We start from the raw sequence: 15626 nt of genomic DNA, 5'->3' as shown, positions 1-15626 counted from the left end.
CCTCATTGGCTGTTTTTTTCTGAGGAGTTTCAGGATGTTTTTAGAAAAAACGATCGCAGTCATGTTTCTTTTCACCAATTTATGGTATTCTTGAAAGTGACTTGCGAAATGCAAGCAAAAAATAAAATAGAATCTAATCACAAAGGGGAGTCTGCAAAGGCTGAGAATGAGAGTACTCTAAACCCTTCGTACCTGTTTCGATCATGCGAACGTAGGAATTGTGACGAGTTGAAGTGTCCAACACTTCTCCTTTGTGAATTGTGATGATTCTAAAGGAGGAGTTTTTTTTTGAAACGAAAAATGTCGCTGCAGGTGTGGACGGAAGGAACGATGATCGCTGCGATTGGGGTCGTCTTGTCGTATATCCCGATCCAGACAGCCAATTCCAGTATCGACTTGTCTCTAGGTCTCGGGCCCTTGGTCTTGTATTCGTATCGTCGCGGAGTGCTGCCGGGAATGACGGCTGGATTTATGTGGGGCTTGCTGAATATTTTGATTGGTAGTGCGATGCGTAACTTTATCACCGTTCCACAGATCATCTTTGAATACCCCTTTGCCTTTGCTTTTGGCGGGATGGGCGGCTTGTTTGCTAATAAAATCCAGCAAGCGATCCGTCAAAACAGCAAAACCGTTACGTGGTATGTCGTCTTAGGGGGCATCGTGGCGGTGATCAGCCGTTGGTTTTGGCATTATTGGGCTGGGGTCTTTGTCTGGGGAATGTACGCACCGCCAGGACAAAGTCCGTATCTGTATTCCTTGATCTTTAATGGATCATCGGTCATTATCAATATCGTTTATGTAGGGGTCGTCCTAGGTCTCTTAGTCAAGGCAGCCCCGAAATTATTTGTCCCGAAAGTTTAGTTTTAGAAATGGAACCATCAAAAAATGTCTTGATGCTCTTTGAGAAAGAGAAGCATCAAGACATTTTTTTGTCGATAAAGCCAAACGCTAGATCTTCTTGGTCGATTTCCAACGACCAGCTTTTTTTGCTGGCTGAATAGCGTAAAACAGCGATTTGATCCAGCTCTTTTTGATTGACCAGCGTGTTTTTTAAGCCAGCATCTTCTGACAGATAGATCGGGATCGTATAGGTTCTGTCGATCAATTGTTCTTGTGTCAGACAAAAGACGATGCCTTCTTGCATGATTCCCCGCAATTCTTTCAGCAAATTAAAATCGAGCTTTTCCACCGGTGTTGCTTTTTTAAAAAAGGAGAGGCGATCATTGATTTTTTCTAAGACGATGCGGGTGATCCGATCCGCCAAGATCCGATAATATTCATCTAAATAGCGATAATAAACGCGGGAACGTGCATCTTTTAAGTCAAAGAAAACAAAGTTATTTTGCAGTTTGTAAAAGAAAGGGGAGTGGAGGTGTGTCTTCATGTGGCCAAAATATAACAACTCGGAGATCTCTAAAGGCGTCAATTCTTTGACCATCTCGTAATCATTAAAATCGATCCACTTCATTTCTTCGGCAACACGACCTTTGTTGACCTGCTGAAAAAACAGTTGGACGTCTTCCATTCCGCGTATCACTTTTAAGCCCGTATGACCGTCGAATTCGCCGAAATCACTGGAAGGATCAAGCAAGAGCAAATTCTTGGGCTGATGGACGATGCTCTTGTTAAAATCTTGGGGGGCAAGCCCGCGGGTCAAGACGGCATTGCTGGTTGTATCAATATGTACGTAAATCGTGTTAGACATGCCGATCGATCCCTCCTATATACTAAGTTCATTCTACAACAAAGCGCTGAAAATTGCTTGTATCTTTTCGTTTAAAGTTATATTACAAAATAACAGAAAAAACAATTTTTAAGTTCCCTTTTTCGACAAAAAAAGGCAAATCTTGTCTTTTCGTAAAAAAACTGGCCAAAATTGGCGTCTTTATGAGGATTTTGGTATGATAAAAGAAGAAACTAATGGAGACGAAAACCTATGAGAAAAAAGAAACGCAGACTTTCGAATTGGCTGAGCAATCTCTTTTTGCTTTTGCTGTTATTGATTGGTTTAGCATTGATTTTTAATAATCAAATCAAAAATTATTTTATTAAACAAACAGGTGAAGCATACGCAGTCGGCACCATTGATCGCAGTGATGTGGAAAAAAATATGGAAGCGGAAGCGACCTTTGATTTTGATGCCGTGGAGCCGGCAAGTTCAGAAGCAGTCTTACGGGCGCAACTGAGCAACAAAGCCTTGCCAGTGATCGGCGGCGTGGCGGTTCCTAGCGTGGGGATCAATCTGCCGATTTTTAAAGGCTTGGCCAACGAGGCCTTGCTGTATGGTGCTGGTACGTTAAGTCCCACCCAAAAAATGGGGGAAGGCAATTACGCACTAGCCAGCCATCGCGCTCAATCGCCAGAGCTTTTGTTTACACCATTGGATGATGTCGCCATCGGGGCGGCTATCTATGTGACCGATCTGGAAAATATTTACACGTATACCGCGACTTCTTCTGTGCGGGTCGATCCGACCGATGTCTATTTGCTTGACGAAGTAGAAGGCCGCAAGATGATCACGCTGATCACTTGTGGCGAAATGGGCGGTGTCACCCGTCGTGTGATCCAAGGTGATCTGGAATCTGTAACGCCTGTCGACGAAGCAACGGATGAGATGCTGGCGGCATTCAACATGGCACAACGAACATTTTAATCAAAAGAATAGCTCGAGTGGTACGGCAGCTGGCGTGTCATTCGTCTATTCTTTTTTGCTTGAGGAGGCGTCTTGATGAAAGTGAAAAAACTGACTTCGATCGATTTTCTTGCACAAAGGGCAGCGTTTCAAGAAAGCCGACTCGTCTTTTCCTTTTTTGAGTCGCATTCAAAAGCGCGACGAGCCTTTCTAGCCGATATAGCGCAGCAGGGCTGGCAGATCGACAGCCGTTACGGACGTTTTTACCTTGCTGGGCAGTTTGATTTTGACCAAAAGACACTGACTATCACCAATCTGCTGGTGGAAGCGGCCGCCGATTTTACTTGGAAACAACTGCTAGCCGTGACAGAAAGCTTTGCTCGCAGTCGTTTTGTAGCAGCTGTCTCGTGGCAACTTCCTCATCGAACCCCCTTGGCTGAGTGGTTTATCCAGCAAGGGTATCAGGTGGTCCCTCAAGGGTATCAAAGAGCGCTAGCTTATCAGACGGCGCTGGTTTTAGGCGGTGGCGGTGCTCACGGGGCGTATCAAATTGGTGTTTGGCAAGCGCTGCAAGAACGGGGCACCACCTTTGAATGGATCACGGGAACTTCCGTCGGTGCCTTGAATGGCGCCTTGATTTTAATGAACGATGTGGAAGCGGCCGTCGATTTATGGGCAAATATCTCTAACGAGCAAGTATTGCACTATCCGCTTGCTTCGGTACGTGCCCAAACACTGCGGGATTTGATGAATCAAGCCAATTCGCTGGTCCGCGAAGCGGTCAAAAGCAACGGTGCCAGTACCGAACCCTTGGCAAAGCTTTTGCAAAAGACCTTTGATCAAGAAAAATTCAGCCAAACCGCTTGTCGTTTGCTGATCTGTACGACTCGTCTGCCCGATTTCAAGGAGACGGTTTATGCCTTTGATCCATCCGCAGTAGAGGAAAATCTGCATTGGTTGTTGGCATCCGCTTCATTTTATCCAGCGATGCAGGCGCAAAAAATTAACGACGCTTATTACATCGATGGCGGCTATCGCAACAACCTGCCCATCGATGTCGCTGTCCAGCAAGGGGCAACGGAATGTATCACCGTGGATGTCCAAGGACCTGGCATCAATAAAAGGACGGTTGTGACGGAAGAAACTGCGCAGCTTTCGTTGGGGTCTCCTTGGTCCTTAGGCAGCTTTTTGGTTTTTGATGCCCAGCGTTCGCTGGATAATATGACTTTAGGCTATTTGGAAACCTTGAAAGTGTTCGGCAAATACCAAGGCCATTGGTATACCTTTGAAAGGACGGTTGATTTTCAGCCGTTATGGCGGGGCTTTTTGAAAGAGCTGCGCCAGACAGACCCGCTGCTTTATCAGGAACTAAAGAAAAAAGAATTTTGGAAAAAAATGCGTAAATTCTATCAACAGGATGTGCCATTTGAGCAGTGGGGGCGTATACTGATAGAGTGTACCGCGAAAGTATTGTATCTAGCGCCTACAGTGATTTATGAGCAGGAAACGATTCTAACGGCTTTAGCTGAAAAAATTGCGCTAAAGGCAGTGGAAGAAGCCGATGCCTGGTCGATCACCGAGTGGCTGAGCTATTATCGCGACCGTTTTTTTGTCTTGTCCGAGCAAAACCGCTTTTTCTTTTTTTATCGGACGCAGCAATTGAATCTGCCCGCCCTTCAGCAGATTCGTCGGCGTTACCCACTGACTGCTTTAATGGCAGCGTATAGTCACTATCTTTTGAAAGGAGCAGAAAATGGATAAATTTTCGTATGAAATCGTTGAAGAGATCGCCGTGCTTTCGGAAAATCAAAGAGGCTGGCGCAAAGAATTGAATTTGGTGAGCTGGAATGGGCGCCCGCCAAAATTTGATCTGAGAGATTGGGGCCCAGAGCACGAGAAGATGGGCAAAGGCGTGACCTTATCCAATGAAGAATTTGCAGAACTTAAAAAAGCCCTGCTTTCCATGTAAGAAAGCAAAACGGTGAGGAGTGATCAAATGAAAAGTATGACTGGTTTTGGCAAAGGCAGTGCAGAAACGCCAGATGTGCAGATCGAAATTGAGATCAAAAGTGTCAATCAGCGCTTTTTGGACCTGCAGCTGCGAATGCCCAAACAATTGAATCCTCTAGAAGGTGCTTTACGGCAGTCGATCAAGCAGACCCTCCAGCGAGGACGAATCGAATTGTATGTGACGTTAAAAGAAAAAACCACAAATACGAAACAGATCGAGATCCAATGGGACTTGCTGGAACGTTTCATGCAGGAGATCGATACCGAAGCCAAAGACCGTTTTGACCTAGCAGAGCTGCCAAAAGCAGCATTGCTGGAACAATTCCTGCTCCATGAGGCCTTTCTAACGATCTCTGATCAAGAGCCAGAAGAAAGCACCTTGGCCGATGGCGTGATGGAAGCATTAGATCAAGCGCTGGCAGCGATCGATCAAAGCCGCTGGGTGGAAGGGCAAGGTATTCTGCAGATCTTGCAAGAAAACCAGCGACAGCTGCAGGAAAAGCTGACAGAACTCAAACAATTCGTGGCCCTCTATGAGGCGGACTACCAAGAACGCTTTGAAAAGAAACTGACTGCTTATTTAGGGGAAGAAGTCGATCGCGATCGTTTACTGACAGAGTTGGCGATTTTATTAGAACGCGGCGATATCCACGAAGAACTGGATCGTTTAAGTATCCATTTAACGACGATGACGGAGCTGCTGGCAGCTGAGACACCGATAGGTCGAGAGCTGGATTTCTTGATCCAAGAGATGAACCGAGAAGTCAATACGATTGGCTCAAAATCAAGTCCGATCCAAATCAAAAACAGTGTCGTCCAAATGAAGACGATCATTGAAAAAATCAGAGAACAAGTTCAAAACATCGAGTAGGAGGAATGAACCAATGAAATATTACGATATCACCTTTCACGAACTAAGCGGAAAAAATGTCATTAAGCGCAGTATTCCTTCTGACAAAGAGAATTTCTCTGCGTGGGAAGATGCTTGCGTAGCCATCGAGCCAGATTTTCTCCATCTATTAGTTGATGGCGTAGCTGTTTCTTTAAATCGTCGGTACATCGTACGTATCGATTGCCAAGAAGTGACGGATCCTACTGAAAAAGCGATCACCGCTAAAGACGAATTGGCAGGGGTCATCAATACCTTAAGCAACATGGGCTTTTAAGAAAGCGGCCGAAGTGTAGACTAGCAATTTCATGAAATTCCCATTATAATAAAGTAGTTCTTGAAAGTTGCTGAAAAAAAGTGCAAAATAGACGTTAAGCAAATGTCAGTGAAAGGACGTCATTATGTCAGAGCGAGGATTACTTATAGTTTTATCAGGACCTTCCGGAGTAGGGAAAGGGACCGTGCGCAAAGCAATTTTTGAGAGTGACGACAACGATTTTCAATATTCCGTTTCAATGACCACTCGTCAAAAACGCGAGGGGGAAGTGGAAGGGGTCGATTACTATTTCCGCACGCGTGAAGAATTTGAAGCCTTGATCGAAGCCGGTGAAATGCTGGAATACGCCGAATATGTCGGCAATTATTATGGAACCCCATTATCTTATGTCCAACAGACACTGGATCAAGGAAAAGATGTGTTTTTAGAGATCGAAGTGCAAGGGGCAAAACAAGTAAAAGACAAAGTTCCCGATGGTGTGTTTATTTTTCTGACGCCACCTGATCTGGCAGAATTACGCTCTCGTATTACAGGAAGAGGAACCGACTCTGCCGAAGTGATCGATGAACGGATGCGTGTCGCCCGTGAAGAAATCGAAATGATGGCTTTGTATGATTATGCCGTTGTCAATGATGAAGTACCTAAGGCAGTCCAACGAATTCGCGAAATTATTTCGAGTGAACATTTTCGCGTTGACCGAGTGATCGGAACCTATATCAAAATGTTAGAGGAGCTGTAAGAAATATGATGTTAAAACCTTCAATCGATTCTTTGTTGGATCGTGTCAATTCAAAATATTCATTAGTGATCTTAGCAAGCAAACGGGCGCATGAACTTGACGCCGGTGCGCAAGCAACACTAGAAAACTTTGATTCAGTGAAAAGCGTGGGTCAAGCACTTGAAGAAATCGAAGCGGAATTAGTCGTTAATGATCCGCATCCAGAAATCAAGCGCGCCCGCTTGAAAATGGAACAAGAAGAGCGCAAAGCGCAAAAAGACCAAGAACAAAAAGAATTAGAAGCGCGTATCCGCGACGAACAAAAGCTATAGACAAAAGCAAGCTAGAGCACGCCTGTGTTCTGGCTTTTTCTTTTGAATGATGATGGTTAAATTTTTGTAAGGGGTACAGACAAACCCCCACCCATTTAGTAAAATAGAACCTAAAAGGAGGAGAAGAAATGGCGTACATAGCAGAAGTGATCGTGGATGTTCCCACGATGCAGACCGATCAGCCTTTTACCTATCTGATCCCATCAGAATTACAAGCCGCCATTGAGACAGGGATGCGGGTCGAAGTGCCATTTGGCAAGGGCGACCGCCATATTCAAGGGTTCGTCGTCGGCCTTTCAGAAATTGCCGAACCGCAGCAGACCTTAAAACCAATCGTTCGTTTGTTGGATTTGTCGCCTGTCGTCAATGAAGAACTTCTCCAATTAGCCGACTACATGAAGGAAACGACCTTTGCCTTTAAGATCACTTGCTTGCAGACGATGCTGCCTAGTGTGATGAAAGCCGAGTACCAAAAGCAGATCGTTTTGCTGGAAGGAAATCATCCCATCAAAGAATATTTTCCCGAAAACGGCATCCTCAGCTGGCAAGACGCCGAAAGTGCTGGGCTGCTGCCGCAGTTGAAGCCTTTGCGAGAAGCCGCAGTAGTTGAACTGCAGTATCTCGTGAAAAATAAAAACAAAGCGAAAATGACCCGTTACATTGAACGCAAGATCGATCCAGCAGAAATCCCCGCCGTCCAGCAACAGCTGCGCAAAGGGGCCAAACGCAAGCTGGAAATCTTACAGATTTTGACAGAGGAAGCCCGCTTGCCGGTTTCCTTTTTTACCGAACAAGGGATTTCCACCGCGGCTTTGAACCAAGCGCAAGAAGCTGGTTGGCTGACCTTTACGGAAGTTGAAGCCTACCGCGATCCTTACAAAGACCGTCAATTTCAAAAAACGGTCCCGCTTGAATTAAATGAAGAACAGGCAGCTGCAGTAGCGCAAATCACTGCTTGTGCGGATAACCAAGAGGCACAGACTTTTTTACTGGAAGGGATCACCGGCAGTGGAAAAACAGAAGTCTACCTGCAAGCGATCGCCCAATTGCTGAAACAAGGCAAAACCGCGATCATGCTCGTGCCAGAGATCGCGTTGACTCCGCAAATGGTCGAACGCTTTAAAAGTCGTCTCGGCGACGCAGTGGCTGTTTTACACAGCGGCTTGTCCCAAGGTGAAAAATACGATGAATGGCGTAAGATCGAACGTGGGGAGGCGCAGGTGGTGGTTGGCGCCCGCTCGGCGATTTTTGCTCCGTTGAAAAACATCGGGGTCATCATCGTCGATGAGGAGCACGAAGCCTCCTACAAGCAAGATGAAGCCCCTCGTTACCATGCGAGAGATTTAGCGATTTGGCGCAGCCAGTACCATCACTGTCCAGTGGTGTTAGGCAGTGCGACGCCGTCATTGGAATCTCGTGCTCGGGCGCAAAAAGAAGTCTACCGCTTATTGAAATTGAATCAGCGGGCAAAAACCAGTGCGCAATTACCGCAGATCGAAGTCGTGGATATGCGTACCGAATTTGCCAACAAAAAGTATCAAACCTTTTCTCGTCCGTTACAGGAAAAAATCACAGACCGCTTGGCCCGCAAAGAACAGATCGTCTTGCTGCTGAATCGGCGCGGCTACTCTTCCTTCGTGATGTGCCGCGATTGCGGGTATGTTTTGCCTTGCCCAAATTGCGACATCTCCTTGACGCTGCATATGGATACCAAAACGATGCGTTGTCATTATTGCGGACATGAAGAACACATCCCCCATCGTTGCCCCAACTGCAATGCAGACAAGATTCGGTATTACGGAACGGGTACGCAAAAAGTGGAAGAAGAGTTGAAGGAACTGTTTCCCGAAGCGCGGGTCTTACGGATGGATGTCGATACCACCCGCAAAAAAGGCGCCCATGAAAAAATCTTGACCTTGTTTGGGGAGAAAAAAGCGGATATTTTGTTAGGGACTCAAATGATCGCCAAAGGCTTGGATTTCCCTGATATCACACTGGTAGGGGTCTTGAATGCCGATACCGCCTTGAATTTGCCAGATTTTCGTTCGAGTGAACGGACGTTCCAGCTGTTGACTCAGGTCAGTGGTCGGGCAGGTCGGGCAGAAAAAACCGGCGAAGTGGTGATCCAAACATTCAACCCTGAGCACTACGCCATCCAATTGGCGCAGTCGCAAGATTACGAAGATTTCTATCAAAAAGAAATGTGGATGCGGCACCAAAGCGGCTATCCACCGTATTATTTCACCGTCAAAATCACCTGCAGTCATCCCGAAGAGCAAGTCGCAGCTCAGAAGATGTTTGCGATCGCGCGGGATCTGCAGCAGGAGCTGTCACCGCAAAGTATTTTGTTGGGTCCGGCACCCAGTGCGATTTTGCGGGTGAAAAACCGTTATTACTACCAATTGATCATTAAATACAAAAATGAACCGCAGCTACCTGCTTTGTTGACCCGTCTGTTGGATCAAAGTCAAATCGATCAGCGCAAAGGATTGTACGTGTCGATTGACCAAGAGCCGTTGAATTTTATTTAGAGGAGAAAATATGCGTTATCCTATTATTATCACCCCCGATGAACGTCTTCGTCGGCAAGCAAAACCCGTCAAAGTTATTACCGATGAGCTCGTTCAGCTACTAGACGACCTTTATGAAACGATGGTCGCCCACGACGGGATCGGTATTGCCGCACCGCAAGTCGGCAAAAACCTGCAAGTGGCGATCGTTGAAGTCGAAGAAGACGACCGCTTTGAAATGATCAACCCTGAGATCATCGCTTCTTCTGGTGAATCCCTCGATGTGGAAGGCTGCTTGAGTATTCCCCACACCTTTGGGACCGTCAAACGAGCAGACGAGATCACTGTCCGCTATTTCGACCGAGAAGGAGAGGAAATGGAAGTGGAAGCATTCGGCTACTTGGCGCGTGCGATGCAGCATGAGATCGATCATTTAAATGGCGTGCTGTTTGTCGACAAGCTCGTCGAACGCATTCCTGAAGAAGACTTAGAAAAGTATATGGAGGAACATGAAAATGACTAAAATCGTCTTTATGGGTACCCCGGCGTTTTCCGTCCCAATTTTAGAAGGCTTGCTTGAAGCCGGCTATGAAGTGGCAGCAGTCGTGACCCAGCCGGATCGTCCCGTCGGTCGCAAAAAAACCATCACTCCGACCCCCGTCAAAGAAGCGGCGATGAAGCATGGCTTGTTGGTTTTACAACCAGAAAAAATCAGTGGGTCACCAGAAATGGAGCAGATCCAAGCTTTGGCACCTGATCTGCTGATCACGGCAGCTTTCGGCCAATTTTTACCTAGTGCTTTACTAGAAGTACCAAAGCATGGCGCTATCAACGTTCATGCGTCCCTACTGCCGAAATACCGTGGCGGAGCACCTGTGCATTATGCCATCATGGAAGGTGAGCAAGAAACGGGTGTAACCATCATGGAAATGATCAAAAAAATGGATGCTGGCGGTATTTTTGCTCAAGCTCGTTTGCCGATCACGGCCCAAGATGATGTGGGGACGATGTTTGATAAGTTGAGCCTATTAGGCAAAGACTTGCTGCTGGAAACTGTGCCGAAAATCTTGTCGGGAGAGCTGCAGCCTGTCCCGCAAGAAGAAGCAAAAGTCACCTTTTCACCAAATATCAGCCGTGAACAAGAAGCCATCGACTGGCAGAAAACGGCGGTGCAAATCGATGCCCAAGTCCGAGGCATGCGACCATGGCCGATCGCCTTTACGACACAAAATGGCAACCGCTGGAAACTTTGGCAAGTAACACCGCTGGAGCAAACGACGACAGCCCAGCCAGGAACGATCATTGAACGGACGAAAAAAACGTTGCTGATCGCTTGTGGGGAAGGCACGGTATTGGCTATCGATGAATTGCAGCCAGCTGGAAAAGGCCGACAAGACATTGCTGCATTCTTAAACGGCAGTGGACAACAGATTCAAAAAGGGGATCAGGTAGGTACCTATGAAGCGTAATCTTGGAGACATACAATATACAGTGCGCTTTGTGGCACTAGAAGCGTTGTTGCGAATCGAAAAAGGCGGCGCTTATTCCAATCTACTGCTGCGGGAATTGATGAATCAAGGGCGTTTAAATGACAAAGACGGTCGCTTGCTGACTGAATTGGTGTACGGCACCATCAGTCGTCAGCTTTTATTGGATTATTATTTGGATCGGTTTATTAAAAATGCCCGCAAAGTCGACCCGTGGGTCAAAACGCTGCTGCGGCTTTCCTTGTATCAGATGCTGTATCTCGATAAAGTACCCGCCCATGCCATCATTCATGAAGCCGTGGATATTGCGAAAGCCAAAGGCAATCCGGGAACTGGAAAATTCGTCAATGGCGTCCTGCGCACGATCCAACGACAAGGAGTGCCAGACTTGGCATTGATCAAAGACCCAATGGAACGTTTAGCAACGGAAATCAGTTTGCCCCTGTGGCTAACGAAGAAACTAGTCAAACAAATTGGGATCGAAGAAACCAGTGAGCTGGGCTATGCCCTATTTGAACCCAATCATGCCAGTGGTCGTATCGATCTGCAGCGCATCTCGCAAGCAGCAGCGATCGAACGGCTACAAGAAGAAGGCATCGACGCACGACCAAGTGAGCTTTCCCCCTATGGGGTTGTGGCTGACAAAGGCTTTATGGCGGGCTCGTCCCTCTACAAAGAAGGTTTACTGACGATCCAAGATGAAAGCTCGATGCTGGTTGCCCCCGTTTTACAAGTAGCCCGAGACCATCAAGTACTGGATGCCTGCGCAGCACCAGGAGGCAAAACGACCCATATCGCTGCCTTCTTGTCTGCCGCAGAGGGCGGCAAAGTGACAGCATTGGATATCCATGCCCATAAGGTTAAGCTGATTCAGCAAAATGCCCAACGTTTAGGCGTCGAAGCAGTTGTGGAGACCCGCGTGATGGATGCGCGGGAGACGGCTCAAACCTTTGCACCCGAACAATTTGATCGCATCTTAGTGGATGCCCCTTGTTCTGGATTAGGGTTGATGCGCCGTAAACCGGACATCAAATACAGCAAGACGGAAGCCGATTTCCAACGCTTGCCGCAGATTCAGCGAGAGATTTTGGAAAGTGCCGCCCCAACCCTGAAAAAATCGGGTATAATGGTCTACAGCACATGCACGATTCTAGCGGAAGAAAATCAACAAGTCGTGGCAACGTTTCTCGCTGACCATCCTGAATTTGAGCAAATGCCTCTTGCGGTAGGACCGCTGGCAGCCGAAGCGGTTCAAGAGGATATGTTGACGATCTATCCGCAAGATTTTATGACAGATGGCTTTTTTATCAGTTGTCTACGCAAAAAGTAACGAGGTGAAAGAAATTGGAGATTCGTTTTCAAACAGATGTCGGCAAACGTCGCAACACAAACCAAGATTTTGCAGCAACCTATGTAAATAAAGCCAATGTGACATTGGCCTTGCTTGCCGATGGCATGGGGGGCCACCGGGCCGGAGATGTCGCTAGCCGTCAAGCAGTCAGTGAGATCGGCACCGCTTGGGAACAGACAGAGCTGACAGACAGTGAAAAAACTGCCCAATGGCTGATCCAAAAAATCCAAGCGGAAAGCCAAGTGATTTTCCAAAAAGGACAAGAACAAGAAGAACTTAGCGGCATGGGCACCACGATCATTGCTGTGGCCTTATTAGGCGACCAGTTTACGATCGCCAATGTCGGGGACAGCCGTGCCTATCTTTTACGCAATCAAGTGCTGACCCAAATCACAGAGGACCATTCACTGGTCAATGAATTGGTGAAGTCAGGACAAATCACAGCAGAAATGGCCTTGAATCATCCTCGCAAAAACGTTTTGACCCGCTCGATCGGTATGCCAAGCGAAGTCGAAGTCGATGTGGCGATCCACTTTATTGCAGACGGGGATTATTTGCTGCTGTGTTCAGACGGATTGACCAACATGGTCTCAGATGAAGAGATCACAGCAACGATCCAAGAAACTCCTATGCTGGAAGAAGCAGTGCAATCATTGATCGATCAAGCCAACGAACGCGGCGGTGTCGACAATATCACGGTATTATTGATTAAAGTTGGAGGAGAGCGCCCATGATCGAAATTGGGAAGAAGATAAACGGCCGATACAAAATCATCGGCAATATCGGCAGCGGCGGAATGGCAAATGTGTTTTTGGCGCATGACTTGATCTTAGACCGTGAAGTGGCAATCAAAGTGCTTCGTTTTGACTTCCAAAACGACCAAAGTGCGATTCGGCGCTTTCAACGAGAAGCCTTGGCGGCGACTGAGCTGGTTCATCCAAACATCGTAACCGTTTATGATGTCGGCGAAGAAGACGGCATGCAGTTTTTGGTGATGGAATATGTCAAAGGGATGGATCTCAAGCGCTATATCCAAACGCACTATCCCGTACCTTATTTGCAGATCGTTGATATCATCCAACAAATTTTATCAGCGGTGGCATTGGCCCATCAGCACCGCATCATTCACCGGGACCTAAAGCCCCAGAATGTGCTGATCAATGAAGACGGCGTGGTGAAAATCACCGATTTTGGGATCGCGATCGCCCTATCAGAAACATCGATCACCCAAACCAACTCGATGCTAGGCTCGGTGCATTATCTTTCACCAGAACAAGCACGAGGCAGTATGGCGACCAATCAATCAGATATTTATGCGATTGGGATTATCCTCTATGAAATATTAACAGGCAAAGTACCCTTTGATGGCGAATCAGCCGTAACGATCGCCTTGAAACATTTCCAAGATGAGATCCCTTCGATTCGGATCTATGACAAAAATGTTCCGCAATCGCTGGAAAACGTCGTATTGAAGGCGACCGCCAAAGAACCGGCGGATCGGTACAAAACTGCCGATGAAATGCGAGCGGACCTTGATACCGTGTTGTCTCCTGACCGACTCAATGAACCGAGATGGGAACCTCATGCCCTGATGGATGAAACGAGAGTGCTGACTCCTGTGGAAGCAGCCCAAGTCGAAACGCCGCCAGTAGAAGAACCTGTAGAAGATAAGGTTGCGGATCAAGCTGAAGAACCAGCGCAGCCGAAAAAGAAAAAACGCAAACGGTGGCTGCTGCTGCCCATCATTATGGTGATCGCACTGCTTGGGATAGGCAGTTACTTCCTATTCGGCGGTGGTCGAGGAGATGTGGCAATTCCTGAAGTCAGTGGTCAGACAGAAGCAGCTGCCCGTGCCGAGCTGGAAGCTGCTGGTTTGCAAGTGGCAGACGAGGTAGAAGAAATCGAAGACGATGAAGTCGAAGCAGGCAATGTCGTCAAGACCGATCCGCCAGCAGGCAATGAAGTCAAAAAGAATTCCGTCGTGACTCTTTATATCAGCAGCGGAGCCAAGAAAATCACTCTTGATGATTATGAAGGTCGCTCCTTTGATGATGTCAAAAAAGAGTTGATCGATTTAGGCTTTGATGAAGACAGGATCAAAGAAGAGCTAGAGTCGTCAGATGATGTCGATGAAGGGGATATTATCAGTCAATCACCAGCAGCAGGGCGGGAAGTTTCCCCAGCAGAAGACGAGATCACCTTTAAGGTCAGCTCCGGACCAGATAGCTTCGCAATGGACAACTATTATGGCATGACAGAGGCAGATGCACGAGCAGCATTAACTTCTCGCGGGGTAAGCCTTTCACAAATCAATGTCACTTACGAATCCAGTAGCCAACCGGAAGGTACGATCATTGGTCAAGCACCAGCGAGTGGCGAGTCCGTTGTGACTTCCAGAACCATCATTACATTAACTGTCAGCAGCGGGCAAGAAATGGTCAATGTACCAAGAATCGTTGGCAAAAGCCAAGCCGATGCAGAAGCAGATTTGAATGAAGCAGGATTGCAGTATACGATAGAACAAGAATCTGATTATAACGACTCTGTGCCTGCTGGAGAAGTAGTGCGCGTTACGCCCGGAGCAGGTACCTCTGTAGCAGTAGGAAGTTCTGTTACCGTGACGGTTTCAAGAGGTCCTCGACCACAGGATTCTTCTTCGTCAAGCAGCTCATCCTCCTCAAGCAGCAGCTCGTCAACGAGTGAAAGTAGTTCAGAAAGTACGCAATAAGACGAACGTTTATGTTAGAAGAACAAGCAGCCTTCGGGGACCAAAGAATTCTCTTTTTGTTCCCCGACGAGCTGCTTGTTTCTTTTTGTAGCTAAAAAGCTGAAGCGAGGGATAAGTGTCTTTAAAATTTCCTTTAGACCTTCCTTTTGTGCAAGCGTACATCTTTCCAAGGATTCAAAAATTGGGTATAATGAAGGTCAGAATTAGTCAAGGGAGGGAATGAATTGAGTCATCACAACACTTCCGATTTGATTGAAGCATATTTGAAGAAAATTCTTGAAGACAGTGAAACCATTGAGATTCGTCGCGCAGAAATGGCAAATTTGTTCAACTGCGTGCCCTCACAAATAAATTACGTGATCAATACCCGCTTTACCGTTCAAAGAGGCTATGCGGTTGAAAGTAAACGCGGCGGGGGCGGCTATATTCGGATCGAGAAAGTCAAAATTACTGACAGCCACCACTACTTAAAAGAAATGAATCAATTATTCGATGAAACCATCTCGGAAAAAGATGCGTATGCAATAATCCAGAAACTTTATGAGGAAGGAATCCTGTCCAAGCGAGAAGGCAATTTATTGTTGACCGTCATCGCGAAAGCAGTTCTAGGACGTTCTCCTTATGAAAATAGAACACGAGCAGATTTGCTCCATGCAATTCTAGAACGATTAAGTTACGAAGACAGGAAGTGA

The 15626-nt window shown here is 46.9% G+C and carries 16 protein-coding genes and 1 riboswitch; of the genes, 15 read left to right on the top strand and 1 reads right to left on the bottom strand.

Annotated elements, in window-relative coordinates; genetic code table 11:
- Positions 1 to 133 precede the first annotated feature (133 nt).
- Positions 134 to 235: riboswitch (TPP riboswitch) on the top strand.
- Positions 236 to 288: 53 nt separating this feature from the next.
- The gene (gene thiT / locus IGK14_RS16200) at positions 289 to 861 is read left to right on the top strand and encodes an energy-coupled thiamine transporter ThiT (RefSeq protein ID WP_010748858.1); all 573 of its coding nucleotides are present in this window, start codon (positions 289 to 291) and stop codon (positions 859 to 861) included.
- A 55-nt stretch (positions 862 to 916) separates the two neighbouring features.
- On the opposite strand, the gene IGK14_RS16195 is transcribed toward thiT, so the two are convergent.
- Positions 917 to 1705, bottom strand: a complete 789-nt coding sequence (locus tag IGK14_RS16195; RefSeq protein WP_010748859.1) for a hypothetical protein — start codon at positions 1703 to 1705, stop codon at positions 917 to 919.
- Between the two features lie 231 nt (positions 1706 to 1936).
- Between IGK14_RS16195 and IGK14_RS16190 the strand changes: the two genes are divergently transcribed.
- The 14 genes from IGK14_RS16190 to IGK14_RS16125 all read left to right on the top strand — a co-directional run bounded on the left by IGK14_RS16190 (position 1937) and on the right by IGK14_RS16125 (position 15626).
- Positions 1937 to 2653: a class A sortase gene (locus IGK14_RS16190; RefSeq protein ID WP_005230283.1), complete on the top strand. Its 717-nt coding sequence runs from the start codon at positions 1937 to 1939 to the stop codon at positions 2651 to 2653.
- A gap of 75 nt (positions 2654 to 2728) precedes the next feature.
- The gene (locus tag IGK14_RS16185; protein ID WP_010748860.1) at positions 2729 to 4393 is read left to right on the top strand and encodes a patatin-like phospholipase family protein; all 1665 of its coding nucleotides are present in this window, start codon (positions 2729 to 2731) and stop codon (positions 4391 to 4393) included.
- Positions 4386 to 4601, top strand: a complete 216-nt coding sequence (locus IGK14_RS16180) for a YdbC family protein (RefSeq protein WP_005230288.1) — start codon at positions 4386 to 4388, stop codon at positions 4599 to 4601. Before IGK14_RS16185 ends, IGK14_RS16180 begins: the two co-directional genes overlap by 8 nt.
- 27 nt (positions 4602 to 4628) lie before the next feature.
- Positions 4629 to 5513, top strand: coding sequence for a YicC/YloC family endoribonuclease (locus tag IGK14_RS16175; protein ID WP_010748861.1), 885 nt, complete (start codon positions 4629 to 4631; stop codon positions 5511 to 5513).
- A 13-nt stretch (positions 5514 to 5526) separates the two neighbouring features.
- Entirely contained in the window at positions 5527 to 5808 is a 282-nt protein-coding gene (locus tag IGK14_RS16170) for a hypothetical protein (RefSeq protein WP_005230307.1), read from the top strand.
- A 124-nt stretch (positions 5809 to 5932) separates the two neighbouring features.
- Complete coding sequence (gene gmk / locus IGK14_RS16165) at positions 5933 to 6547, top strand: guanylate kinase (RefSeq protein ID WP_005230308.1); 615 nt, start codon at positions 5933 to 5935, stop codon at positions 6545 to 6547.
- 5 nt (positions 6548 to 6552) lie between these two features.
- The gene (gene rpoZ / locus IGK14_RS16160; RefSeq protein WP_005232977.1) at positions 6553 to 6858 is read left to right on the top strand and encodes a DNA-directed RNA polymerase subunit omega; all 306 of its coding nucleotides are present in this window, start codon (positions 6553 to 6555) and stop codon (positions 6856 to 6858) included.
- A 128-nt stretch (positions 6859 to 6986) separates the two neighbouring features.
- Positions 6987 to 9389, top strand: a complete 2403-nt coding sequence (priA, locus tag IGK14_RS16155; protein ID WP_010748862.1) for a primosomal protein N' — start codon at positions 6987 to 6989, stop codon at positions 9387 to 9389.
- Positions 9390 to 9399: 10 nt separating this feature from the next.
- Positions 9400 to 9891, top strand: a complete 492-nt coding sequence (gene def / locus IGK14_RS16150) for a peptide deformylase (protein ID WP_005230314.1) — start codon at positions 9400 to 9402, stop codon at positions 9889 to 9891.
- Positions 9884 to 10837 carry a methionyl-tRNA formyltransferase gene (gene fmt, locus IGK14_RS16145; RefSeq protein WP_010748863.1) on the top strand — a complete coding sequence of 318 codons (954 nt, stop codon included), beginning with the start codon at positions 9884 to 9886 and terminating at the stop codon, positions 10835 to 10837. Before def ends, fmt begins: the two co-directional genes overlap by 8 nt.
- On the top strand, positions 10827 to 12185 hold the full coding sequence (gene rsmB, locus IGK14_RS16140; RefSeq protein WP_010748864.1) for a 16S rRNA (cytosine(967)-C(5))-methyltransferase RsmB: 1359 nt from the start codon (positions 10827 to 10829) through the stop codon (positions 12183 to 12185). The genes fmt and rsmB overlap by 11 nt, the downstream gene beginning before the upstream one ends.
- A gap of 14 nt (positions 12186 to 12199) precedes the next feature.
- A complete protein-coding gene (locus IGK14_RS16135) occupies positions 12200 to 12940 on the top strand; it encodes a Stp1/IreP family PP2C-type Ser/Thr phosphatase (protein WP_010748865.1) in 741 nt (246 codons plus the stop codon).
- A complete protein-coding gene (gene pknB / locus IGK14_RS16130; RefSeq protein ID WP_010748866.1) occupies positions 12937 to 14934 on the top strand; it encodes a Stk1 family PASTA domain-containing Ser/Thr kinase in 1998 nt (665 codons plus the stop codon). The genes IGK14_RS16135 and pknB overlap by 4 nt, the downstream gene beginning before the upstream one ends.
- Before the next feature lie 224 nt (positions 14935 to 15158).
- Positions 15159 to 15626: a CtsR family transcriptional regulator gene (locus IGK14_RS16125; RefSeq protein ID WP_005230319.1), complete on the top strand. Its 468-nt coding sequence runs from the start codon at positions 15159 to 15161 to the stop codon at positions 15624 to 15626.

It is taken from the genome of Enterococcus sp. DIV0970a (genome assembly GCF_051711265.1).
GTDB lineage: Bacteria > Bacillota > Bacilli > Lactobacillales > Enterococcaceae > Enterococcus_D > Enterococcus_D casseliflavus.
This window is presented reverse-complemented; position numbering and strand designations above follow the sequence as displayed.

Excerpts from the sequence above, each read along its gene's own strand:
- priA (WP_010748862.1), top strand. The coding sequence starts at position 6,987 with ATGGCGTACATAGCAGAAGTGATCGTGGATGTTCCCACGATGCAGACC.
- IGK14_RS16195 (WP_010748859.1), bottom strand. The coding sequence starts at position 1,705 with ATGTCTAACACGATTTACGTACATATTGATACAACCAGCAATGCCGTC.
- def (WP_005230314.1), top strand. The coding sequence starts at position 9,400 with ATGCGTTATCCTATTATTATCACCCCCGATGAACGTCTTCGTCGGCAA.
- fmt (WP_010748863.1), top strand. The coding sequence starts at position 9,884 with ATGACTAAAATCGTCTTTATGGGTACCCCGGCGTTTTCCGTCCCAATT.
- IGK14_RS16170 (WP_005230307.1), top strand. The coding sequence starts at position 5,527 with ATGAAATATTACGATATCACCTTTCACGAACTAAGCGGAAAAAATGTC.
- pknB (WP_010748866.1), top strand. The coding sequence starts at position 12,937 with ATGATCGAAATTGGGAAGAAGATAAACGGCCGATACAAAATCATCGGC.
- IGK14_RS16190 (WP_005230283.1), top strand. The coding sequence starts at position 1,937 with ATGAGAAAAAAGAAACGCAGACTTTCGAATTGGCTGAGCAATCTCTTT.
- gmk (WP_005230308.1), top strand. The coding sequence starts at position 5,933 with ATGTCAGAGCGAGGATTACTTATAGTTTTATCAGGACCTTCCGGAGTA.
- rpoZ (WP_005232977.1), top strand. The coding sequence starts at position 6,553 with ATGATGTTAAAACCTTCAATCGATTCTTTGTTGGATCGTGTCAATTCA.
- IGK14_RS16180 (WP_005230288.1), top strand. The coding sequence starts at position 4,386 with ATGGATAAATTTTCGTATGAAATCGTTGAAGAGATCGCCGTGCTTTCG.
- rsmB (WP_010748864.1), top strand. The coding sequence starts at position 10,827 with ATGAAGCGTAATCTTGGAGACATACAATATACAGTGCGCTTTGTGGCA.
- IGK14_RS16175 (WP_010748861.1), top strand. The coding sequence starts at position 4,629 with ATGAAAAGTATGACTGGTTTTGGCAAAGGCAGTGCAGAAACGCCAGAT.
- IGK14_RS16185 (WP_010748860.1), top strand. The coding sequence starts at position 2,729 with ATGAAAGTGAAAAAACTGACTTCGATCGATTTTCTTGCACAAAGGGCA.